25 protein-coding genes are annotated in these 21,651 nt (G+C 37.1%); 15 read left to right on the top strand and 10 right to left on the bottom strand.

What is annotated here, in order from left to right; all coding sequences use genetic code 11:
• Positions 1-12: 12 nt before the first annotated feature.
• The gene (locus E7Z78_RS06505; protein WP_303724355.1) at positions 13-780 is read right to left on the bottom strand and encodes an ArsR family transcriptional regulator; all 768 of its coding nucleotides are present in this window, start codon (positions 778-780) and stop codon (positions 13-15) included.
• A 252-nt stretch (positions 781-1,032) separates the two neighbouring features.
• On the bottom strand, positions 1,033-1,830 hold the full coding sequence (locus tag E7Z78_RS06500) for an amidohydrolase family protein (RefSeq protein ID WP_303724354.1): 798 nt from the start codon (positions 1,828-1,830) through the stop codon (positions 1,033-1,035).
• Positions 1,831-1,922: 92 nt separating this feature from the next.
• Between E7Z78_RS06500 and E7Z78_RS06495 the strand changes: the two genes are divergently transcribed.
• Positions 1,923-2,177 (top strand): zinc ribbon domain-containing protein, encoded by a 255-nt coding sequence (locus tag E7Z78_RS06495; protein WP_303724353.1) that lies wholly within the window; start codon positions 1,923-1,925, stop codon positions 2,175-2,177.
• Here E7Z78_RS06495 and E7Z78_RS06490 read toward each other — a convergent pair whose 3' ends face one another.
• Positions 2,178-2,828, bottom strand: coding sequence for a hypothetical protein (locus E7Z78_RS06490; protein ID WP_303724352.1), 651 nt, complete (start codon positions 2,826-2,828; stop codon positions 2,178-2,180).
• Between the two features lie 190 nt (positions 2,829-3,018).
• Between E7Z78_RS06490 and E7Z78_RS06485 the strand changes: the two genes are divergently transcribed.
• The 7 genes from E7Z78_RS06485 (at position 3,019) to E7Z78_RS06455 (ending at position 8,833) form a co-directional block, all read left to right on the top strand.
• Positions 3,019-3,969 carry a malate dehydrogenase gene (locus E7Z78_RS06485; RefSeq protein WP_303724351.1) on the top strand — a complete coding sequence of 317 codons (951 nt, stop codon included), beginning with the start codon at positions 3,019-3,021 and terminating at the stop codon, positions 3,967-3,969.
• 9 nt (positions 3,970-3,978) lie between these two features.
• Positions 3,979-5,226, top strand: a complete 1,248-nt coding sequence (sstT, locus tag E7Z78_RS06480; protein ID WP_303724350.1) for a serine/threonine transporter SstT — start codon at positions 3,979-3,981, stop codon at positions 5,224-5,226.
• Positions 5,227-5,667, top strand: a complete 441-nt coding sequence (gene dtd, locus E7Z78_RS06475; protein WP_303724349.1) for a D-aminoacyl-tRNA deacylase — start codon at positions 5,227-5,229, stop codon at positions 5,665-5,667. It abuts the gene before it with no gap.
• A 79-nt stretch (positions 5,668-5,746) separates the two neighbouring features.
• Entirely contained in the window at positions 5,747-6,655 is a 909-nt protein-coding gene (locus E7Z78_RS06470) for a hypothetical protein (protein WP_303724348.1), read from the top strand.
• 9 nt (positions 6,656-6,664) lie between these two features.
• Positions 6,665-7,240 (top strand): zinc ribbon domain-containing protein, encoded by a 576-nt coding sequence (locus E7Z78_RS06465; RefSeq protein WP_303724347.1) that lies wholly within the window; start codon positions 6,665-6,667, stop codon positions 7,238-7,240.
• Positions 7,241-7,252: 12 nt separating this feature from the next.
• Complete coding sequence (locus tag E7Z78_RS06460) at positions 7,253-8,395, top strand: toxic anion resistance protein (RefSeq protein WP_303724346.1); 1,143 nt, start codon at positions 7,253-7,255, stop codon at positions 8,393-8,395.
• 21 nt (positions 8,396-8,416) lie between these two features.
• Positions 8,417-8,833 carry a hypothetical protein gene (locus E7Z78_RS06455; protein ID WP_303724345.1) on the top strand — a complete coding sequence of 139 codons (417 nt, stop codon included), beginning with the start codon at positions 8,417-8,419 and terminating at the stop codon, positions 8,831-8,833.
• A gap of 9 nt (positions 8,834-8,842) precedes the next feature.
• On the opposite strand, the gene E7Z78_RS06450 is transcribed toward E7Z78_RS06455, so the two are convergent.
• Entirely contained in the window at positions 8,843-9,319 is a 477-nt protein-coding gene (locus E7Z78_RS06450) for a GNAT family N-acetyltransferase (protein ID WP_303724344.1), read from the bottom strand.
• Between the two features lie 35 nt (positions 9,320-9,354).
• Here E7Z78_RS06450 and E7Z78_RS06445 point away from each other — a divergent pair, with 35 nt between their 5' ends.
• From E7Z78_RS06445 to ung, 3 genes are all read left to right on the top strand, one after another.
• Entirely contained in the window at positions 9,355-9,828 is a 474-nt protein-coding gene (locus E7Z78_RS06445; protein WP_303724343.1) for a pyridoxamine 5'-phosphate oxidase family protein, read from the top strand.
• A 391-nt stretch (positions 9,829-10,219) separates the two neighbouring features.
• Positions 10,220-12,814, top strand: coding sequence for a transglutaminase domain-containing protein (locus E7Z78_RS06440; RefSeq protein WP_303724342.1), 2,595 nt, complete (start codon positions 10,220-10,222; stop codon positions 12,812-12,814).
• Between the two features lie 67 nt (positions 12,815-12,881).
• Positions 12,882-13,541, top strand: coding sequence for a uracil-DNA glycosylase (gene ung, locus E7Z78_RS06435; RefSeq protein WP_303724341.1), 660 nt, complete (start codon positions 12,882-12,884; stop codon positions 13,539-13,541).
• On the opposite strand, the gene E7Z78_RS06430 is transcribed toward ung, so the two are convergent.
• From E7Z78_RS06430 to E7Z78_RS06405, 6 genes are all read right to left on the bottom strand, one after another.
• On the bottom strand, positions 13,542-14,141 hold the full coding sequence (locus E7Z78_RS06430) for a hypothetical protein (RefSeq protein WP_303724340.1): 600 nt from the start codon (positions 14,139-14,141) through the stop codon (positions 13,542-13,544). It abuts the gene before it with no gap.
• The gene (locus tag E7Z78_RS06425) at positions 14,138-14,704 is read right to left on the bottom strand and encodes a hypothetical protein (protein ID WP_303724339.1); all 567 of its coding nucleotides are present in this window, start codon (positions 14,702-14,704) and stop codon (positions 14,138-14,140) included. Before E7Z78_RS06425 ends, E7Z78_RS06430 begins: the two co-directional genes overlap by 4 nt.
• Before the next feature lie 14 nt (positions 14,705-14,718).
• Positions 14,719-15,417: an alpha/beta hydrolase gene (locus E7Z78_RS06420; RefSeq protein ID WP_303724338.1), complete on the bottom strand. Its 699-nt coding sequence runs from the start codon at positions 15,415-15,417 to the stop codon at positions 14,719-14,721.
• Positions 15,418-15,483: 66 nt separating this feature from the next.
• Positions 15,484-16,869 (bottom strand): MFS transporter, encoded by a 1,386-nt coding sequence (locus E7Z78_RS06415; RefSeq protein WP_303724337.1) that lies wholly within the window; start codon positions 16,867-16,869, stop codon positions 15,484-15,486.
• Positions 16,870-16,873: 4 nt separating this feature from the next.
• Positions 16,874-17,323: a MarR family winged helix-turn-helix transcriptional regulator gene (locus E7Z78_RS06410; RefSeq protein WP_303724336.1), complete on the bottom strand. Its 450-nt coding sequence runs from the start codon at positions 17,321-17,323 to the stop codon at positions 16,874-16,876.
• Between the two features lie 107 nt (positions 17,324-17,430).
• Positions 17,431-18,114, bottom strand: coding sequence for a hypothetical protein (locus E7Z78_RS06405; RefSeq protein WP_303724335.1), 684 nt, complete (start codon positions 18,112-18,114; stop codon positions 17,431-17,433).
• 124 nt (positions 18,115-18,238) lie between these two features.
• Here E7Z78_RS06405 and E7Z78_RS06400 point away from each other — a divergent pair, with 124 nt between their 5' ends.
• From E7Z78_RS06400 to E7Z78_RS06385, 4 genes are all read left to right on the top strand, one after another.
• Positions 18,239-18,520, top strand: a complete 282-nt coding sequence (locus E7Z78_RS06400) for a MarR family transcriptional regulator (protein WP_303724334.1) — start codon at positions 18,239-18,241, stop codon at positions 18,518-18,520.
• The gene (locus tag E7Z78_RS06395; protein ID WP_303724333.1) at positions 18,517-19,089 is read left to right on the top strand and encodes a flavin reductase family protein; all 573 of its coding nucleotides are present in this window, start codon (positions 18,517-18,519) and stop codon (positions 19,087-19,089) included. Before E7Z78_RS06400 ends, E7Z78_RS06395 begins: the two co-directional genes overlap by 4 nt.
• A gap of 53 nt (positions 19,090-19,142) precedes the next feature.
• Positions 19,143-19,922: an alpha/beta fold hydrolase gene (locus tag E7Z78_RS06390; RefSeq protein WP_303724332.1), complete on the top strand. Its 780-nt coding sequence runs from the start codon at positions 19,143-19,145 to the stop codon at positions 19,920-19,922.
• 126 nt (positions 19,923-20,048) lie between these two features.
• Entirely contained in the window at positions 20,049-21,584 is a 1,536-nt protein-coding gene (locus E7Z78_RS06385; RefSeq protein ID WP_303724331.1) for an IS1182 family transposase, read from the top strand.
• Positions 21,585-21,651 lie beyond the last annotated feature (67 nt).

Genomic DNA, 21,651 nt, shown 5'->3' with positions numbered 1-21,651 from the left:
TTAACTAAACTATTAGGGTTGAAGTTGGTAAACGCATTTTCCATCTCCCATTGAATAGCACATTATCTCATCGATGTTCAAATCGAAGTTGAAATACATGTTGAAAAGCTTTTCAAGCATTCCCTTTTCAAGAGAACAGCTTGGCTTTCCGATAATTGGGGAGTCCTTGGATTCGAAACAGTCCAGACAGGTTATCTCGATATTGTTGTCAATATTAAATGACAGCTCTCCCAAATTATTCTTGAGCCAGTATTGGGAAATGTTTTTTGTGAACGTGTCCAGATCATCGTTTTTCAATTGGCTGAAAATGTATTCTCCGATATGGTTTCCGATCTTTTGAAGGACCGGAGAGATGTCCATTCCGAATTCAAGCAACAGTGACTTGCAGGTGTGTGTTAGAAGAATCACATATTCCACATCACCCTTTTCGATGAATTCATCAATCAGCAATTTGGTCTGGTCTTTCTTTAGTGTTTTAGTCTTGCTGGTGTCAATTGACCCTAAAAAATCAGCATTCAAGTAGAAAATCTTCTTTCTGTTGTCAGTGAGGTCTGCCTTGTAGTTTACAATCCCCTCTTTTCTCAAGTCTCTCAGGTGCATTGAAATGCTTGCCTTAGACTTTGAAGTGTTCTCCACAATGTCCTCAAATTTCATCTCGCCATGTCTCAACAGTTCAAGAATCTCATATTTCATAGGACTTTTTATAATGTCTATATCTACCATTGGTGAATTTGTTTTGTCTTCATTCAGAATTATTTGTATTGGGTTTGAGGTAGTCATAATTAGCCTCCTTGAAATTAAAACTACATTCAAAAATCACAATTTACAAATAAATGTTAGGTCTTTAATCATATATAAACCTTTGTTTTGGTCTTTAAAATTCGTTTAGGTTAATCTTAACTGTTAAAATAAAAAATAGAAAAATTTTGTTAAAACTAAACTTAATCAAACAGTTTAATCAAGTAATTGTATAAATTTGTCAAAAAAAGTTGATATAAAATTGGGTGTTGATTGTATCAATCAACAACATATTTATTCAAGACCCAATAGCTTGGCCGCATTTTCATAAAGGATAAGTGACCTTTCCTCATCGGTCAAGTCAAGCCTGTTGAAGTATTCCATTTCACTTGCAGAATCCCACATCGGATAATCTGTACCCCACAATACCCTGTCGGCACCATATGCATGAATCAAGTCCACAGCGGTTTCAGGGGAGAGATCATATAGACTGGAGCATAAGTCAACATAAAGGTTAGGTGTTCCCGCAAGCTTTTCGGTGGCTTCCTCCCACATGCTCCAACCGGCAAAATGAGCACCGATAAATGGAATTTCAGGAAATTCGTCCAAGAATGGTTTTACCTGTTCCGGATTGGAGTAATTGTATCTAAAATCACCGCAATGCACTAGCATAGGGACCTTGCCTGCACTTACCACTTCACCAATCTTAAATGCACGCTCATCGTTCATTGCAAACTGCTGGAAATCAGGATGCAGCTTGACTCCCTTAAGCCCAAGCTCGATTAGGTAATCGAAATCGCCCTGGATGTCATCGCTGTCAGGGTGCAGTGTTCCAAATCCTGTGAACATGTCTGGGTGCTGGTTTACGGACTCGGCGATGAACTCGTTGATTGACTTTACCTGTTTTGGAGTTGTTGCCACTGAATGGACAAGGTAATGGGTCACGCCAACCTTTGCACCGTCCTCAAGCATTCCGTCAACCTTTCCGTTGAGGGACATGTCCAAATCGTAAAAGTCTCTAATTCCAATCACTGCCTTATCTGCAATTTTTTCCGGGTAAATGTGACAATGTGCATTTATGATTTTTTGCATATAGTTAGACCACCTTATAATAATCTAGTTATTAAATTTAAATTTAATCAATAAAATATTTATTTATTTGAATGAAATATATTACCATGCCAATGCAAAGATGTCCAAAATGCAATAAGATTCTCTCACCTCAGGAGTCCGTATGCACAAGCTGCGGAGCAAGGGTGAGCAATCATGATATCGGAAGGATAAACTCAATCTATCACTCAAGTAACGTGGCCACGTTAGTGTTTCTGCTTATTTTCTTCATTGGGGCATTGCTTTATGCATTTGTCCATTGGATTGTAGCTATAGTTGCCATTGTGGTATTGGCTGCTGTTTTCATATATTTCAGATTCATTAGATAATCAGTATAGGCTTTCGCCGGTGTATAGGTTTTCCTCAGTGTAGATTCTGATTAGCCTATCGACCAAATCATCGTACATCAACCTGTAGCCGACAGCACCGCCTTGAGAGGTTTTAACATTGTTCAGGGACTTGTCTGCAAACTCGCCGGAATTGTTTATGATGTACCACATTCCATGTGGAGTGTATATGAAAAGTTCTCCCTCACCTTTATCTGAACCATTCTTGAAACTGTCCTGAGGGTCATAAATCTTTGTGGAGTGGACTGCAAGCCTTGAAAGGTCCTGTTCAGGGTGTGTGCCTGTCCTTTCAAACAATAATTTCAGCCATTCATATGACTTGTCGATTAGGTTTGCCTTTTTGATTGGGTCTGCAAACGCTTCCTTTACCTTGTTCTGCCTTTTTTCAAGAGTGTTAGTTATTCCAAGGATTTCCTCAACTTTGGCAACGTCCTTTTCAAGACATCTCCATCCTTCAGGCCTTCCGGTGACCTGAACATTGCCCTCTACGAAATCCATTCTCTTGAATTTTCTGAAGTATGGCATCACCTTTTCGAATTCCTCATCAGGTATTTTTTGATTTAATCCATATAGGTAACCGTATTCGTTAGCGTCATAACATTTTGTTTCAAGTTTCAATTCCTCATCTGCCATTATATCATCTCTTAGTAAATATTATATCACAAATGTTTTTAAATATAACGATATTTAATTTTTAAACATATTGTTCCTATATGATAAATTTAGGTTAAATTTTATAATTTTTCATTAATTTTTTAACCATTTCAATATCATAAAATTTGTTTTCGTAAGTTATTTTTATATAGAAAACTAATACTATTGTATGGTAAAGGTTAGTATAATAGGTTCAACTGGTATAATAGGAAAGAATGTTGCATTCACTCTTGCACGTGAAGACACAGTTGATGAGATAGTAATGTTTTCAAGACCTAAAAGTCTTGATAAAGCCAAAGGAGAAACATATGACATGTATGATGCCCTTGCGGCAAGGGATATTGATTGTAAGTTAACACCATCCTGTGAGTTTGAAGACCTTGCAGGTTCCCATATCGTTCTTATTGCAGCGGGAATTCATAGGGAAAAGGGAATGAAAAGATTGGATCTGGCAATTCCTAATGCAGAGATTGTAAGTTATTACTCTAAAAAGATAGCGGAATATTCTCCTGACTCAATTATACTTGTTGCTACTAATCCTGTGGATGTTATGACAACTATTGCTTATAAAGCATCTGGTTTTAAAAAGAGCAAAGTCATTGGTGTAGGAAACCATTTAGACTCTTTACGATTAAAAAATTATTTCTCAAGACAAATTGACATTAACAGTTCAGAAGTCCATACCAGGGTAATAGGAGAGCACGGAGACCATATGGTGCCCCTGTTAAGTTCCACCACAATCGGTGGTATCCCATTGAAATATTTCGTAGAATATGTTGACCTGGACATAAGAGGACTTGTTAATCAATTAAGACATGCCGGTAATACAATCATTTCAAAAAAAGGAGCAACCGAATATGGTCCTGCTTTTGCAATATCAAATTTAATGTCTACTATAATTACCGATTCCCATAAGGTGTTAACTGTTAGTAGTTATCTCGACGGTGAAATCGAAATGGTGGAAGACGTATCATTAGGGGTGCCGGCCGTTATTTCCAAGAAAGGCGTTGCAATGATTGTTCCGATTCATATGAATGACATTGAGAAAAAGGAATTCTTTGAAGCTGCAAATACTGTTAGAGATGCTACTGACGAGGTTTTAAAAAATCTTGATATATAGTGGTATTTTATGAACAGATTTATTAAAAAATGGACAGAGTCCAGTCTTATTTTAAAGATTGTTATAGGTTTAGTTATAGGTGCTAGTTTAGGAATTCTTGTTCCTGAATGGGAAATTATTGGATTTCCAGGGGAAATATTTGTATCTGCCCTTAAATCCATTGCTCCAATCCTAGTTTTTGTCCTGGTGGCTTCAGCCATTTCAAAGGCAAGAACAGGTATTGGTTCTAGATACAAAACTGTAATCGTACTATATATATTCAGTACTTTCCTATCAGCAATGGTGGCGGTAATCGGAAGCTATCTCTTCCCCGTGTCAATTCACTTGACCACAGCAAGTACTGCTGCAGCTCCCGGTGCTCTTCAGGATGTAATATCAAACATGATTTTAAACATCTTTTCAAATCCGATAAAGTCATTGTCTGAAGGGGAATACCTGGGAATACTTTTCTGGTCAATCATAGTTGGTATAGCCCTTAAAATGGTTGCAAGCGACACAACAAAGAATGTCGTCACAGACATAGCAAATGCAATAACCATGGTAGTGCGTTTCATTATCCAATGCGCTCCAATCGGTATCATGGGTTTAGTGTTCACTTCAGTTTCACAAAGCGGACTGGGCATATTCACACAGTACGGACAACTGATCCTGCTGCTTGTTGCATGTATAGGTTTCGTTGCCTTTGTAACAGATCCGTTGATTTCAGGAATAGCATTGAGGCGCAATCCCTACCCATTGGTATTGACATGCTTAAGAGAAAGTGGTATCACCGCATTTTTCTCAAGAAGCTCAGCTGCAAACATTCCAGTTAACATGCACCTGTGCGAAAGGCTAGGAATTGACAGGGACTTCTTTTCAATCAGTATCCCATTAGGTTCAACAATCAACATGGAAGGAGCAGCAATTACAATCACTGTAATGACCCTTGCTACATGTCACACTCTTGGAATTACAGTTCCTCTACCGGTAACTATTATTTTATGCATTATCTCAACATTGGCTGCATGCGGCGCATCAGGTGTTGCAGGAGGTTCCTTATTGCTCATTCCAATGGCATGTTCACTCTTTGGAATCGGTCAGGACATCTCAATGCAGGTTGTTGCCGTAGGATTCATCATAGGCGTTATTCAGGATTCATGTGAAACAGCACTCAACTCAGCAGGGGATGCTTTATTTAGTGCGACTGCCGAATATTATAATAGGGCAAAAAGTGGCGAGCCGATGAATTATATGGGAGAATTTGCTAAAGGTGATTAGATGAAACTGGTTGTGCAAAGGGTTACTTCAGCTAGCGTTGAAGTGGATAACGTGACTGTTGGAGAAATTGAGGATGGATTGATGGTTCTGGTCGGTTTTGGCCAGAACGACACCACCAAAGAGGCTGATTACTTGGCAGGAAAGCTTGCCAAACTCAGAATTTTTGAGGATGAAAACGGCAGGATGAACAAGTCAGTCAAGGATATCGGCGGCAAATTATTATTAGTGCCTCAGTTCACATTATATGCACATACCAAAAAGAACAGGCCTTCATTTCACAAGGCATTGGCTCCAGACAAGGCAATAGAATTATTTGATTACTTTACTGAAAAATGCAGTGAACTGATTGAAGTCGAAACAGGCGAGTTCGGGGCATTTATGAAGGTCAGTCTATTGAATAACGGCCCTGTCACAATTCTTCTTGAAAAGGAATTTGAATGATATTAACAATTTGAATACAAATATTTAAAAACATTTACTTCTAAATATAAGTTTACATAATAATATGGAGAAGTAAATAATGCCAATCGGAAATCGAAGAACACGCGAGATTAAACGATTAACCACACCGTTAACCTTTAAGGACTCAAAAGCTTATGATGAAAAGGGAAACCTTATCAAATGCATTGAGACCATCAATGATGTCAGATACGTCCTTGAACCTCAAGACCCCATCCTTTCAGATGAGGACATACTGAAATACGCTCCAAAATCAAAGGCCGCTTCAGAGGTCAGATTGAGGAAAGGCCTGGGCAATTCAGGTGATGTACTGCTTATCCACGAGTCCCTTCCATGGATTTTAGGCATTTATTATGTAACATTAATATGCATAAGCGTACCGGTTATTGTTGCTGCTAACAGATTAGCCATGCTTGTTCTTCTGATATTATTCATAATACCGTTAGTCTATCTCTATCGCATTTTCAATCTCAATTCATATGTGGAACAAAAAAGGAAACCCCTTAGAAAAGTTTCAATTGCCAAAAAGGAAAGTGAACCTGCAGTTCAGGAAACTGTTGCAGAGGACTACAGCGTAAGTTCACTTAAAAGGTATGAGAAGGAAATAAATGAATTGAAAGTATTGTTCGATGTAAAGGAGCAAGTGGTAAGGGATTTGATTGGAAAGAGATTTGCCCCTCCACAGATTACTTATGACAAGTTCATTTCCATTATTGACTCATCACACAAGCTATTCTACAAGCAGGCCGACTCAGCAACAAACATCATCAATCTGGCAGCAGAAGACACTCCAAGGGTGCAGAATGAAATCCAAGCCAAGATTGATGCGATGCACACTATCATCGACCAGATAGAGAAGCTTACAAATGAACTGGTGATCAATATTAGCAATGAATCCGGCTCAGATGAAGATGTTAAAAACCTGTTGGATGACATGGAGAATCTGATAGGTTCCGTTAAGGAATATTAAGGTGATATGATGACAAAAAGTTGTCCGAATTGTGGAAAACAAGTGCCTGACGATGCAAAATTCTGCATGGATTGCGGTCACAGCTTTGAAGCTAAAAGCTCCGCTTCACCATTGGATAGCATCTTAGGCAATGGCAAGATATTCCTTGTAATTATCGCTATAGTCGTTATAGTGGGATTGATAGTTATAGGAATGACTGGAAATAATAATAATACTGATAATGCTCCAAGTGATGCGGATCATGTGAGGCTGACTATAACAGATATAAGTGGCTATGACTCCTCAGGAGGCAAGAAAAGTTACACATTATATACTCAAGCAATATTCGAAAGTGTTCCTAACGATTTGAATGGGTATATTATCAAAACAACATACTATGGCGCCAATGACACTCGGATAGGTCAGGAAACCGAACAATTGGACAGTGTCTATTATGATTCAAATTATGACATAAGCTTTGCGTATTATACAACATATAAAATGCCTAAACCTGATCATGTTACTGTTGAAATAATTAAGGATGGAAAAGTTATTGACAATTACACTGAAAAAATTGATACTGATAAAATTGACTTTTTAAATTAATAAGGTGATATTATGGCTGAATTTTCACTTGATGTAGATGAAATTAAAAAAGACGTTGAAACAACCCTTAAGGAAGAAGAGGAAAAACTCGAAAACTCAAACTTGAAAGAACAGGCACAAGGAAATGCAACTGCAATATTTGAAACCGATTTGGACAATCCTCAAGAAAGGGAAAACATTTTAAAACCATTGGACAATTTCGGTTTAAATGAAATGTCAAAATCCGCCGCACACAATGAGATATTGGCAACAAGGTTTGTAGACTTAACCAAAGGCGGCCAGGACGCTGACAATATCAGTGAAAAACTCATGGAATTGAACCGTCAAATGAAAGATCTCGACCCAAGCAAAGTCGACTTTGCCAAAAAAGGAGTATTGGGCAATCTCATGAATCCGGTAAGGAAATACTTCGCAAAATATGAAAAGGCTGAAGTTGCAATCTCAGAAATTGTCGAGTCACTTGACAAAAGCAGCAAAGTATTGCAAAACGACAATACCACATTACTTAATGAGGAAAACTACTTAAGGGAAGTTACCAATAAGCTACTCGCTGACATTGAACTCGGTAAGCAGATGGACGCTTCAATCGAGGCCCAAATCCAGACCGCTGAAATCGAAGGTGTGGACAGTGATAAAATAGCATTTGTAAAAGAGGAAATCCTATTCCCATTAAGGCAAAGAATCATGGACATGCAGCAAATGATTGTTGTAAACCAGCAAGGAATAGTGTCCCTTAATGTTATAAGACGTAACAATAAGGAATTGATTCGTGGAGTCAAAAGGGCTCAAAACGTAACCGTATCCGCATTAAGAACAGGTGTAATGGTTGCAAGTGCACTTTATGACCAAAAGATTGTAATGGAAAAAATCAACATCTTGAATGAAACCACTGAAAACATCATTGAATCAACTTCACACATGCTCAAGGAACAAGGAAGCGAAATTCAGAAACACAGTGCAGAGACCATGATTTCACCGGATGTGCTTAAGGCTTCATTTGCAGAGGCACTTCAGGCCATTCAGGATGTAAGCACATATAAGGAACAGGCATTGCCTCAAATGAAACAAACAATCGACATGTTTTCAGATATGGCTCAAGACGGTCAAAAGGTCATTGCAAAAATCGAAACAGGAAACGACAATCTTTTAAACTAAAAATAATTTTTAGGGTTAATTATGAATGCATTTGAAAAGATAAAACGGTCATGGTGGGTGCTGTTATCCTTTATCGTATACCTTAACGGATTCGGATTCATATATGTTGGATTTAGAAACAACAATAAGAATTGGGTTTTGGAAGGGATAATGTATGAAATCCCATGGATAATCGCAATAATCCTGTACAATAATTATCAGGTGCTGACAATACTGGTGGGCTTTGCATTGATTTTAATGCTGGTATCCATCATAAGGTCAATTTGGGTTGCAGTTAAGCTTGCTGATGTATATGACAATGAGGACAAGTACACTGTAAGGCCAACAGCCATTTCAAGTCATAGTGACCCTAAGAAAAACGACAACACAAAGACAAGCTTCGGATGCTGTCTTTGTCTGATTGTTATATTTATAGTGTTTGCTGCATTAGCATTATAAAAAAAGGACTTAGTCATTAGCTAAGTCTTTCAATTCATCACCTGTCAGGTGGAAAACGTTCCAGTCTTTCTGCTTGGCGCCCAATGACAGGTAAAAGTCAATGCTTGGCTGGTTCCATGACAGGCATGTCCATTCAAACCTGCCGTAACCCCTGTCAACAACTATTTTTGCCAATTTTTTAAGTAACGCCTTTCCATATCCTTTTCCACGGTACTCTGGGTCGATGAAAAGATCCTCCAAATGCAGATTCACATTTGATATGTATGTTGAAAAGCTCAGGAAAAAGAGTGCAAATCCAATTTCCTTTCCGTCTTCAAGGGCAAATATTACTTCTGCCTGTTTTTTGTCAAAAATCCATTTTTTAAGTTCATCTTCGGTTGCTATAACCTCATCCAAACGGTGTTCATAATCAGCAAGCTTGCGGATGAATTCCAATACCAAGCCGACATCTTCCTCTGTGGCGTTCCTAAATGTTAATGTAGACATAACATTATTTTTATAGGTGCAACTAATATAATATTATGTTTAGGAAAATGCGCCGATTAGGCCAAATGCTATCACAGGAAGAGTGTGAGGAAATACTGACCAATGAGCCACGTGGAGTCCTAGCCCTTCTGGGTGATTACGATTACCCTTATGCCTTGCCGATGAGCCATGTGTATGTTGACGGCAAGATCTACTTTCATGGGGCCATGACTGGCCATAAGAATGATGCAGTGAAAAAATACGACAAGGCATCATACTGTGTAATGGATGAGGGTGTTAGAAATCCTGATGACGACTGGTCATATATATTCAGGAGTGTCATAGTGTTTGGTCGGATACGTACTCTCAGCGATGATGATGAGAAGGTTGAAAAATTGACAAATTTAGGTGACAAATTCTTCCCGACCCATGAGGAAACCGTCAGTGAAATAGAAAAGTTATTGCATAGAACTGAGGTTTTTGAATTGACAATTGAGCACATGAGCGGAAAAAGAGTCGAAGAAAAATAAAATTGTTTATTCTTCTTTAATTTTCAATTTTCTTAATTAAATATCTTATTTTTTACTATAATTACTCTTGATTGAATGTTTTAAACTTAAATAGCCTTAAACTATATGTTATTTTATATAATAAGTATTCTAATTATTATTTCTATTTTATTAAACTTTCATTACCTTAAATATTATCTTATTTCATATTAGTTTTTTATAGCCTTATTTAAATAATTAATTTATTAACATTTAATTTTAATGATTTTTTAACCTTATTTTCAAAAATTAAACTCATTTAAAGCCGTATAGAAAATAAAAAGGTTTATATAAGATTTTTTAAATAAATTATTTTGTAGTGAGATTAAGTTCTCGCGAATTGAAAGAAGAATTACTTAGGAGGTAAAATATTTTGAATAGACAATTATTAATCACTGTGTTGTTGTCACTGTTTGTAATTTTATCAATAAGTGCAATATCTGCAAGTGAAATAAATGTTACAGATTCATATGCGGTTGACGATGACGGGTCAATTTCACTTGATGGTGAAGACTCCCAGGAAGGTGTTGAGCAAACAACACTTGCAAGCGACTCATCAGACGAAGCCCTGGAATCTGACGATTCAAATACTTTATCAACTAACACAGAGGATAGTAATGTTTTGACAAGTGACGGTAATGAGTCATCTGAAAACCAGACAATAGCTCCTTCAAAGACCGTCTCTTCGAAAAGTGTTACAAAATATTATAAGGGAAGTACAAAATATACTGCAACTTTTTTAGATAACTACGGCAAAGCATTATCTAACACAAACGTTAAGATAACTGTTAACGGCGTAAGTTACACTAAAAAGACAGACAGTACAGGTAAAATTTCCATGGACATCAACCTTAAGCCAGGAACCTACAAGATTGTTGCAACAAATCCTGTATCTGGCTATAAGTTAACAACCACTTTTAAGGTCTTATCCACAATCACTGCAAGTGATTTGAGTAAGGTTTACTTGGACAAGAAGAAATTCACTGCCAAGTTCTATAAAAGCAACGGTAAAGTATTGGCCAATAAAAAGGTCAAATTCAAGATCAATGGAAAAACCTATACTGTAAAAACCAATAGTAAGGGTAATGCAAAGTTGTCATTAACTTCTCTTAAGAAAGGTACTTATAAAATTACTTCTTATAATACTGATGGTTTGACAAAAGTAAATACAGTTAAAGTGGTTAAATCTGTAGCAACTACATTAACTGCAAAGGATTATACTTACTTGAAAAGCGATTCAAAAACCCTAAAAGTTAAATTACTTAATAAATTTGGTTACGCACCGCCTAAAGGCATGATAGTCAAATTTAAAGTAAACGGGGTAACTTATAGGGATGCGACAAACGCTAACGGTAATGCAAAAATCAAACTGCCTTCACTTAATAATGGAGTTTACACTGTAAAGTACAAATTCGCTAAAAACGGATACTACAAGGCTTCAAGCACCAAAGGAAAACTTACTATAATACCATCAAGCACTCCGCAATTTGTGGTAAAAAGTACAACCTCTTTTGGTAAAGGTGCAGGCACACAATTTAAGGTTGCATTACAGTCAGGCAGTGTTCCATTGGCTAAAAAACAGGTTACTTTAACCTTGAATGGTGCCACATATACCAAAACAACAGATGGTAACGGTATGGTTTCACTTCCGATTAATTTAGACCTTGGTAAATACACCATAAAATGCACAAACAAGGCAGAGTCTAAAATTAAATCAACAAGTAAATCAATTGGTATCACTGTTAAGGAAAGGGCTCCTTCCAAATTGACTTGGGGAAGCTCCACCTCATGGACACAAGGAACAAGAACTGTCAGCGTTAAATTAACCGATTCAGCAAACAAGGCTATTTCCGGTACAGTCAAATTGACTTGCAATTCAAAAACTTATTCAGCTACCACATCAAATGGTGTAGCTAAGTTCACAATTGCATTATCGCCTGGAAATCAGAAAGTGTCATACAGCTTTGGAGGTAACAATGATTATCTGGCAAGCTCTGGTTCTACAACTCTTAATGTAACAAAGGCTACCAAAATATCATTGGCTAATGTTCTTGCTGGTTCAACTAGTTTGAAAACTTATTTTGCTAAAAATAATAAGATTCCAACTACTGTTACAGCTGGAGGCATTACATTCACCACACCTGAATTCTTATACCTGATGAGTCAGGCTATTGAGGAATTAGGCAGCTCAAAGAAAAATGACTTAACTATCATATATAACATTGCACAGCCAACTTCACCTTCCGGTGACGATATCAGTAAGGATCTTACAAAGGATAATTATGTTAAATTGGCTAAGAGTGTAGCTGATTATATGGAAAAGAATGAAATGGCTCCAAATTATGGTTCATCCGCTATTGGAAAAATCATTTATTCTGAATTGGTTGATTCATTTTCAAGAATCTTGGCATTTTACAAGTCAAATAATCGTTTGCCATCATATGTAACATACACTACTAGTTCAACTAATTCTCAAACTGGTACTGGATTGAATGAGAAAAACACTGACACCGATTTGGCGAAATACTTGAAATCCACTAAAAACTGTCAAGTGGACAATGCAGATATCAAAAAGGTTGTAGATTCCCTGACAAAAAGATTGACAAGTGACAGTGCTAAAGCTAAAGCCATATTCGAGTATGTAAGAGACACTCTTTCATACAGTTTCTATTACAATACCAAATATGGTGCAGCAGGTACATTATCCCACAAGACAGGTAACTGTGTGGATCATTCTCATTTGCTTGTTGCAATGTTTAGAACAGCAGATCTCCCTGCCAGATATGTCCATGGTAAATGTACATTCTCAAGTGGAAGTACATACGGCCACGTATGGGCACAAGTGTTAATTGATGGAAGATGGACTATTGCTGATGCTACTAGTTCAAGAAATTCATTAGGAAGTGTAGCTAATTGGAATACCAAAACTTTCCACTTAAATGGTATTTATGTTGGAATTGATTTCTAATTACTATTCTTACTTTTTTTCTTTTTTTAACTTAAATTAATATAACTTAAGCGACAAATTAAATTCCATGATTGGTAATGATTGGGATTTGGCTTTAAGCGAAGAGTTCAATAAGGACTATTTTTTAAACATTAAGGATTTTATAGATGCTGAGTATTCATCAAAGACAATCTATCCGCCATATGATGACATATTCAATGCATTCAAGCTCACTCCCTTGTCTGATGTAAAAGTGGTCATTTTAGGCCAGGACCCATATCATGAGGAGGGCCAAGCTCATGGGCTTGCATTCTCAACACCGGATGGAAGACCGATTCCACGCTCACTCAGCAATATCTTCAAGGAAATCAATGCCGAATACGATTATCCTATACCTTCTTCAGGTTGTCTTGAAAAATGGGCTCGTCAGGGTGTGTTTCTTTTAAATACTGTTCTCACTGTTGAGGAGGGCAATGCCAATTCCCACAACAAATGCGGTTGGCAGACATTCACCGATAAGGTCATAAGCATATTGAATAAACAATCACAGCCTATTGTTTTCATGTTATGGGGAAAGCAGGCTGAAAAGAAAAAGGAATTAATCACAAATGAGAATCATCTGGTTTTAATAACATCACATCCTTCACCCTTTTCCGCAAGACGGGGGTTTTTCGGATGCGATCACTTCAAAAAGGCAAATGAGTATTTAACTAAAAACAATAAAAAAGAAATAGATTGGAGATTATGATTACGTCATAACTCCAAAGTTAACTCCATTGCTTCCAACTGACACGAATGAATGGTGTCCCTTGTCGCTTGTCGGATAATCGTATCTTTGAGACTCGATTGCATGAGTAATCTTATAGTTTTGATAGTTCTCGTCTAGAATATCATAGAACTCGTCATGTGAGTATTTGGATTTGCTTGCGCTTTTAACAACTTCCTTGATTTCAGGGGTTATGTTTGTTCCTCTCCAGGCGATATAGTAGAACTCCTCTCCCGCTGAAAACCATAGCTTTGAGTTGTTCGCATCATCATGCCTGTCATGGCTTGTGAAGTGCACTGCATCATGACCGGCAACCTTCACTTTCTTAAAGTCGTTTCTCTCTAAAAAGTAACCGTACAAGTCAATTATTCTTGGATTGACGTATCTGACTGTGAAAACGTCAATATCATAATCATATTCATACATATTAAAATCGCTGCTGTATGGGTTTTCATATTCCGGAGGTATCTTGAAGTTCTCATAGCCCACCGTTGCTGTTGTCCAGTTTGATGAATCAATAGCACTGGCGGTGTTAATCAAAAGGAACAGTGCCAATGCGAAAATCAATATCTTGTATCTCATATAACCACTTCATAGTCTGTTTTTCTATTGTCCCTCATTCTTGAATCCATATCAATCAAATCATAGACCAACGGGTTTTGCATAAGCATCAGCCATATCTCATAGGTTGTCCTTACAAAATCATCATTCAATTTGATATGGTCATGGACGATTGGGCACTTGTATGGAAACTCGGATTCATCAAATATCAGATGGAATTCTCCCCTCTTGTTCAAATGTGGTATTAATGGAAAGGTCCTGCACTGAATTGGTCTTATAGATCTGTCACATCTTGGGGGATTCCTGCATTTGACAAGATAAATCTGTCCTTTCCATGAATGAGGATATTTTATTTCGGATGAATCGATGTAGTAGAGGTCAAACTCTTCACTGTCCTCATACATCAGTTCCTCACCAGGGAGCAAGTATAGCGCCAATTCCTCGTTTCTATAGTCTTCCGCATCATAAACGCAGCAAACTTCTCCGCAGAGTTTTCCACAATCAAAATCAACCGGTGTAACTGAATCCAGTCTCTCATAGATTTTCTCAATTGATTTTTTCATTTCGATAGCAGTTAGTTCCATGTTAATCTATATCTTTAATCAATGAATTTAATGATTTCGTTTACTGTCTTTTCCTGTTGTTTTTCAGGTGTGATTTTAGCTGTTCCGTCACCGTCCTGCAATCCATAATCACCGATTTGAGCGTGATTTCCACCTTTTATGACAATTTCAGTTAGATTGTCCATTAATGGTTTTGATTCATTGTATTTTTCAATATTAAGGACCTTATCTTCGCTTCCGTATATTGAAAGAACAGGCTTTTGAATTTCACTTGTCGGATAGCTTGCAAAAAGGATCAGTCCGTCTGTCTTGTTGGTTGCGTTAACGTATTGTGATGCCACTACTCCTCCAAGGGAATGGCCGGACATGTAGTAATTGGTGTAGTTGTAATTGTCTATAATCTCATCAGCGGCGTTTTGATTAAGCAATGCAAGGTTGAATGGCATTTCCACAACAAAGCAGTCAATGTTTTTCTTTGAAACTTCACTTAATAAAGGCAGGTATGATGTGTATTCAACTTTAGCGCCGGGATAGAAGATTAAAGCAGTATCATTTCCAGGACCATCAAGCAATAGTCCGTTTGATGTTTTAATCACTTTAACGTTATCAGTTCCATTCATCAGGCTTTTAGCCTCATCATCTGCATGATAATAATCGTTCACATAATATATTCCGTATGCAACAATTGCCAGAATAACAATGGCTATTACTGCAAAAACAATTTTCCTTCTCATCAGTTAATATTATGTTTTTAAAGTATATAAAAAAAGTAAAGAATTGATTAGATTGAATCTAACCAATTATCTTTGAGTGTTGAATTTGTCCTTTGATTTTACACCGACAAGTGATGCGAATACTGCAAGCACACAAGCGACGGTACATATTCCACAGATTATCTGTGATGCCTGAACAATCATGCCGGCATATTGAGGTGCAAGCTCCAGATTGCCCATCACCCAAGCGAATATCAATGTCAGGAGCCCAAGACTCATGGTTTGACCGATTGTTCTCATTGTAGCCTGTGATGCGGAAGCTGTCGGTGCGTCCTTTGGCGGAACTGAACTCATGATTGCGTTCATGTTCGGGCTTGAGAAAAGTCCCATTCCTATACCCTGAAGAACCATTGCCAATACTACAATGTACAATGGTGTGTCTCCTGTAAGGAATGTCAATATTAAAAGTGCAACCGCAGCTATTCCAATTCCGATTGCAGCCAATTTCTGAGGATGTATCTTATCTGATAGCCTTCCGGAATTCGGTGCCATTATCGCCATGATTATCGGTGTGATAATCAGAATCATTCCGGACATCTGTGCATCCCATCCACGAACATACTGGAAGTGGTAGTTGAGGATTGTTGTCACAACCATTATTGCAAGGTAGCTGCAAAGTGCCGCAACATTGGATGATGTGAACTTCTTGTTCTTGAACAGGTTCATGTTGAATACCGGTGACTTTTGCCTTAGCTCATATGAACCGAAAATAACTAGCAATATAATTCCAAGAACGGTTAATATTTTGCCCATTGTTGTAATCAAACTTGTGAATCCATAGATGAAAAACAATATTCCTACGCCATACAGTAAAGAACCAACTTTATCAATCTTGTCATCTTGATAGGTCTTCCACTCTTGAGGGATTTTTGCAATCATCAGTATGATACATAACACTAAAAATGGAATCACAAAGTAAAACATTGATCTCCATCCGAGGTTATGAACCAGAAATCCACATATAACCGGTGAAAGTGAAGTTGCAAGATAAACTCCTGTCACTGTAAAGCCCAATGCCTTTCCCCTGTTTTTAGGTGAAACCGCATGCACAACCATTGCCATGGCGGATACATTAAGGAATGCCACACCTGCTCCCTGCATCATCCTGAAAATAAGGAATGATTCTGTTGAAAATGAAAGGCAAGCGCCGATTGAGCCTACAAGGAACACGATGATTCCTGCAAGCAATGACTTTTTAACTCCGAATTTTCCTGAAATCTGCCCTGCTGGAACTGTAAACACTGCCACGACAAGGAAGAATATTGTCGGCACCCAGTTTTGAATGACATTGTTCATTGCAAAGTCCTGAGCTATTGCCGGAACTCCTATAATTATACCATTTGACAGAAACACCGCAAAAAACGATGTGATGAATGATACGAACACGACTATTGTCTCTAACTTTAACTCCATAATACTACTCTCCTTCAACAAGTTTCATTGCATTGATTGCAATTTCCCTTATTCTTCTTTTCAATTCCTCATCTGAATCTGTTAATCCTACCTCTTTTTCCCAATCCAGGGAGTATTGCCTGTATTTCGGTACCAGTTCATTTCCCTTTTGGGTTGTATTCAGCATGTATTTTCTTCTGTTTTCAGGATTGGTTTTCCTTTCAATGTATCCCAAATCCTCCAGTTTCTTCAAAACCTTTGCAACATTTCCCTTGCTTTGGCTGAACATGTTCACAATGTCATCCTGTGAGCAGTTGGGATTGTCATAGATAAACATTATGTATCTAACGTCATGGCCCAAATCAATGTTGTCGAATTTTGATTTCATGTATTTCTGCTGATTCAGGGACAGGTTGTGTATCCATGCGATGAATGGGGAACTTTTGGTTATTGCCTGAAAGTATTCATCATCCATTTAATCACCTGATATAATATTTGTTTTCATATAATATAATTGTTTCTTTTGAAACAGTTAATTTTGAAACAGTTGAAATTTGAAAAAAAGAATGAAAATATTTGAAGTTAAATATTTTCACTAATCAGGCCGAAAAGCTCCTTGGTCTTGCCGGTTGAGGTCATCTCCCAGATGTCTTCAGGTATCTCATAGACGAATGTAGGATAACCTGCCTGAGCAATAGGCTTGGATACAAGAACAGCGGATGTGGACTTGTATGTTTCATTTCCGGTAACAGGATAATAGTTGAAATCACTTGTTGCTTTAATATTTTTTGCAATGTTTACTGAAGCATCATCCATCTCAGGTGTGGCCACGTAGAACCAGTCTCCATAATCTGGATTGTGTGAATGGCTGATTACAACGGCATCGGCATCGGACTGGGTCACATGGGGATTGACATAGTCATGAACAAGGCTTTCACCGTTTGCACGCCCTTCAGAGTAATCCTCAGGGTTCTGTGTAACCGTTACCTTGTAGTGAAGAATCTTCACGTCATCATTTCCAAATTCCCTTGCAGCCTGGATTTCAGGTTCAATGGAGAGTTTTTCCCTTGGATGGATGCCTGTGATGAGTGCAATGCACTTTGTTGCGTTCTCGTTGCCTGAAATTCCAACCTCAACGGTTCCGATGCTGGTGTTTCCAAGTGTAGTATAGGTTATTTCATTGTATTTATGGGTTTCAAAATAGATTATTGCACCGATAATCAGGATAATCACTACAATAAGTATGATTTTAGTGTTGTGTTTCATATTTTTGCCCCTATGAAATTTGTTAATGTAAGGTTTATTTATTTGGATTATATATAATTTATTAAGGTGATAAGATGGCTGACCTGATTTTGAAGATGAAAGAATTAATTTCACGCTTATCATAATGTATATTAATTATATCAATTTGCTTCATAAGGATTATCTAAAACAATCATACGAGGATTTGACTCCTAGTGATGTGACTTATCTTGTCAACATTTTCTATCATCAGAACTGCTCTCATGGGATTTTGGCTGAACAGTTATTTGTTTCTGAGTCAAATGTTGATCAAATCATAAAAAGATTAGAGAGAAATGAGTACATTACAAGAGTTCCTGATGAGAGATACAGGAATCCAAATATTAAAATATCTGAAATCATCAAAAGCAATAATGTGATAGGATGAAAGTGAATGTTAAAAACCATACAATGATGTATCCGGCACCTGCCGTTGTTGCAACTGCATATGATGAGGATGGAAGAGCCGATGCATGCACACTGGCCTTTGCCACAATGTGCTCCCACCATCCGCCGGCAGTGATGATAGCAATCAATTCCACCTTAAAGAGAAAAACCCTAAAAAGTATCTTACAGACTCAAGAGTTCTGTTTAGGTTTTCCAAGCGTGGAGCATATGGCAGAGGTGGACTATCTTGGAATAGAGTCAGGTTATAATGCAGATAAGATTGCAAAAATCAATTTCACTCCGGTCAAGGGCGAAAAGGTCAATGCACCTATTATAGATGAGTTCAAGGTATCTCTTGAATGCAGGGTGATGCATGTAGCTGAAGTGGGCTCACACACTCAAATAACCGGTGAAATCGTTAACGTTCAGGCTGATGAAAGCGTTCTGAACGATAAAAAGATTGATTTCAGGCTGCTTGACCCATTGGCATATGATGACATTACTCATTCCTACTATAAAACCGGCGATAAGATTGCTGATGCCTTTAAAGTTGGTTTAAAATTCAAATGATGTCAAAATAATGCTCCATTAAACATTTATAGCTTCAAGAGTAACTATTAAATATGGAGTCTAAGATTGAAATCAACGGTTTGAACATTGCCGTTAAGGAAGCTGGAACCGGTCCCGACATGGTCATGATTCATGGAATCTTTGCAACAAAGGAAATCATGAATCCCCTATTTAACTATTATAAGGATAATTATCATGTGGTTTCATATGATGTGAGGGGCCATGGTGAAAGCGACAAGCCGGAAAATCTGACTTTGGAAGACTATGCAGATGATTTAGCTGCAATAATAGAATATTATGACATGGAACATCCCATAGTCATTGGACTGTCAATGGGATCATACATCACGCTCAGAACAGCCGAGAAATACCCTTCACTTGCATCAAAAATAGTGTTAATTGGCACACGTGGCCAGGGCAAGATTTCTCTTATGGAAAAGGCGGTTGAGGAAAACGGCGGAAACGCTGACATTGACCTTAAGGAAATGGGAAGATTAATAGCAAGAAGAGTCTATCCACCAAACACCACTCCCGAACAGATTGTAGAGTATTACCGGGGAAACCGTGGTAAAACCGAGCTTACCAATGAGGAGAGGAAAAACATCTACGCATCACTTGCCCATTATGACATGATGAGCGACATTGATAATGTTGAGATACCGGTTCTTCTTCTGGTCGGTGAGTTTGATGGTCTCAATCCGCCAAGCGAGTCAAAAATAGTTGCAGATGCGCTGAAGGATTCTAAACTGGAAATAATTGAGGGTGCAGGCCATATAATATTTTTCGAAAAAAAGGATGAAGTCATTTCATTGATTGATGAATTTATAAATTAATAAAAAAGAGGATGTGACACGAAGTCACTATTTTTAATTTTTATTTTGCTTATTTTTTCTTTAATTTTATATACTATGAAGTACAATCTTTTATTATAGAGATTAATCTTTGTGGTTGTTTTATTTATGGTTTTGAAAGATGATAATATTAATCAGAGCATGTTAGTCCCGTTGGACTTGCGTGAATTGATTCCAAAAGATCATCCGTGTTTTTTTATTAAAAATGTGGTTGATTTAATTGATTGTTCGAAAGTGAATCAGGAGTTTCGTGGAAAGCCTGGTGAATTTGCTTATCCGCGCGAATTATTGCTCAGGCTCATTTTAATGAGCGTGTTTGATGGAGGATTATCTTCAAGAGAAATTGAGAGAAAAACACGTACTGACATTTCTTATATGTATCTTGCAGCTATGGAAAACCCATCATATCGAACAATAGCAAGATTTAAAGTTGATTATCCTGATTTAATCGATGAAGCTTTCAAAACAACCATTAAAATTGCAAAAGATAATGATTTAATCAAAATCCATCATGTGAGTTTGGATGGAACTAAAATCAAAGCAAAAACATCCATTAATCGATTAACAGATGAAAATCAAATTAAACTTATGAAAAAACATCTTGAAAAAAGTATTGAACTGGATCAACAAGAAGACGACGAACTGGGTGATGAATCTGGAAACAGTATTCCAGAATCATTAACAGACAAAGAAAAATTCAAAGAAACCATAAAAGAAATAGATGTGTCTTCCAAAAATGATAGAAACAAAGATAAGCTTCGTTCTTCAAGTTTAAATCTTTTAAAACAAGCAGAAAAAAATCCTGAGAAAGTTTTAAAAAAACTCAACGAACTCGAAGAAAAAGTAAAAGAATCACCAAAAGATGTGATTGGAATTAATGACCCTGATGCACGCTTAATGTTAAATAAGAAAGGCAAATGGGAATGGGATTACAATGCACAAATCATTGTGGACGAATACAAAGGAATCATACTCACATCATACATTACACAAAATCCAACTGACCATTTCGAACTAATTCCATCATTAGAACAATTAAAAAGCAATTTAGAAGGAATCTATGATGAAATGCCATCCAATTTCCAATTCAGTGCCGATAATGGATATTCCACAGACCAAAACACAACTTATCTTGAAGAAAAAGGACTAGATGGATACATATCCACTAGAAAACTCTCAAGAAAAGAAAAGAAATACAATTTATGGGAAAAACCATTTCAAAAGGATAATTTCGACTACGATGCAGAAATAGGAACATATATCTGCCCTTTAGGAGAAATTTTATATCGACGAAAAACATACGAATACAAAAACAAACAAAGAATAAGTTATTGGACAAATGAATGTAAAAATTGCATCATGAAAGATTATTGCTGCGAAAAAACGAATTATAGAGTAATTCAAGACTATGGAAATCCTTCCAAGATTAGAATGCATCGGAAAATGGAAACTGACTGGGCACAGAAAATCTACAAAAAACGATCAAAAACAGCAGAATTACCGTTTGCACACCTAAAACAAAACATGAAACTACATGAATTCACCACAACAGGCCTCAAAAACACAAACACTGAATTCAAACTATACACAATCGGACACAACCTAAAAAGAATATACAACGAAATAAACAGAAAAAACAACTAAAAATAAGAAAAATTATAAAAAAATCAAAAACACAAAATTCAATTAAAAATTTTGCGTCACATCCTCA

The sequence above is a fragment of the Methanobrevibacter thaueri genome (genome assembly GCF_015062915.1).
In the GTDB taxonomy this organism is placed as follows: domain Archaea; phylum Methanobacteriota; class Methanobacteria; order Methanobacteriales; family Methanobacteriaceae; genus Methanocatella; species Methanocatella thaueri_B.
This window is presented reverse-complemented; position numbering and strand designations above follow the sequence as displayed.

Bases quoted from the DNA above. Each gene is read 5' to 3' on its own strand.
- E7Z78_RS06465 (WP_303724347.1), top strand. From the start codon at position 6,665: ATGACAAAAAGTTGTCCGAATTGTGGAAAACAAGTGCCTGACGATGCA.
- E7Z78_RS06450 (WP_303724344.1), bottom strand. From the start codon at position 9,319: ATGTCTACATTAACATTTAGGAACGCCACAGAGGAAGATGTCGGCTTG.
- E7Z78_RS06460 (WP_303724346.1), top strand. From the start codon at position 7,253: ATGGCTGAATTTTCACTTGATGTAGATGAAATTAAAAAAGACGTTGAA.
- E7Z78_RS06470 (WP_303724348.1), top strand. From the start codon at position 5,747: ATGCCAATCGGAAATCGAAGAACACGCGAGATTAAACGATTAACCACA.
- E7Z78_RS06485 (WP_303724351.1), top strand. From the start codon at position 3,019: ATGGTAAAGGTTAGTATAATAGGTTCAACTGGTATAATAGGAAAGAAT.
- E7Z78_RS06425 (WP_303724339.1), bottom strand. From the start codon at position 14,704: ATGGAACTAACTGCTATCGAAATGAAAAAATCAATTGAGAAAATCTAT.
- E7Z78_RS06430 (WP_303724340.1), bottom strand. From the start codon at position 14,141: ATGAGATACAAGATATTGATTTTCGCATTGGCACTGTTCCTTTTGATT.
- E7Z78_RS06420 (WP_303724338.1), bottom strand. From the start codon at position 15,417: ATGAGAAGGAAAATTGTTTTTGCAGTAATAGCCATTGTTATTCTGGCA.
- E7Z78_RS06390 (WP_303724332.1), top strand. From the start codon at position 19,143: ATGGAGTCTAAGATTGAAATCAACGGTTTGAACATTGCCGTTAAGGAA.
- E7Z78_RS06385 (WP_303724331.1), top strand. From the start codon at position 20,049: ATGGTTTTGAAAGATGATAATATTAATCAGAGCATGTTAGTCCCGTTG.
- E7Z78_RS06490 (WP_303724352.1), bottom strand. From the start codon at position 2,828: ATGGCAGATGAGGAATTGAAACTTGAAACAAAATGTTATGACGCTAAC.
- dtd (WP_303724349.1), top strand. From the start codon at position 5,227: ATGAAACTGGTTGTGCAAAGGGTTACTTCAGCTAGCGTTGAAGTGGAT.
- E7Z78_RS06395 (WP_303724333.1), top strand. From the start codon at position 18,517: ATGAAAGTGAATGTTAAAAACCATACAATGATGTATCCGGCACCTGCC.
- E7Z78_RS06500 (WP_303724354.1), bottom strand. From the start codon at position 1,830: ATGCAAAAAATCATAAATGCACATTGTCACATTTACCCGGAAAAAATT.
- E7Z78_RS06410 (WP_303724336.1), bottom strand. From the start codon at position 17,323: ATGGATGATGAATACTTTCAGGCAATAACCAAAAGTTCCCCATTCATC.
- E7Z78_RS06445 (WP_303724343.1), top strand. From the start codon at position 9,355: ATGTTTAGGAAAATGCGCCGATTAGGCCAAATGCTATCACAGGAAGAG.
- sstT (WP_303724350.1), top strand. From the start codon at position 3,979: ATGAACAGATTTATTAAAAAATGGACAGAGTCCAGTCTTATTTTAAAG.
- E7Z78_RS06455 (WP_303724345.1), top strand. From the start codon at position 8,417: ATGAATGCATTTGAAAAGATAAAACGGTCATGGTGGGTGCTGTTATCC.
- E7Z78_RS06495 (WP_303724353.1), top strand. From the start codon at position 1,923: ATGCAAAGATGTCCAAAATGCAATAAGATTCTCTCACCTCAGGAGTCC.
- E7Z78_RS06415 (WP_303724337.1), bottom strand. From the start codon at position 16,869: ATGGAGTTAAAGTTAGAGACAATAGTCGTGTTCGTATCATTCATCACA.
- E7Z78_RS06405 (WP_303724335.1), bottom strand. From the start codon at position 18,114: ATGAAACACAACACTAAAATCATACTTATTGTAGTGATTATCCTGATT.
- E7Z78_RS06505 (WP_303724355.1), bottom strand. From the start codon at position 780: ATGACTACCTCAAACCCAATACAAATAATTCTGAATGAAGACAAAACA.
- ung (WP_303724341.1), top strand. From the start codon at position 12,882: ATGATTGGTAATGATTGGGATTTGGCTTTAAGCGAAGAGTTCAATAAG.
- E7Z78_RS06400 (WP_303724334.1), top strand. From the start codon at position 18,239: ATGTATATTAATTATATCAATTTGCTTCATAAGGATTATCTAAAACAA.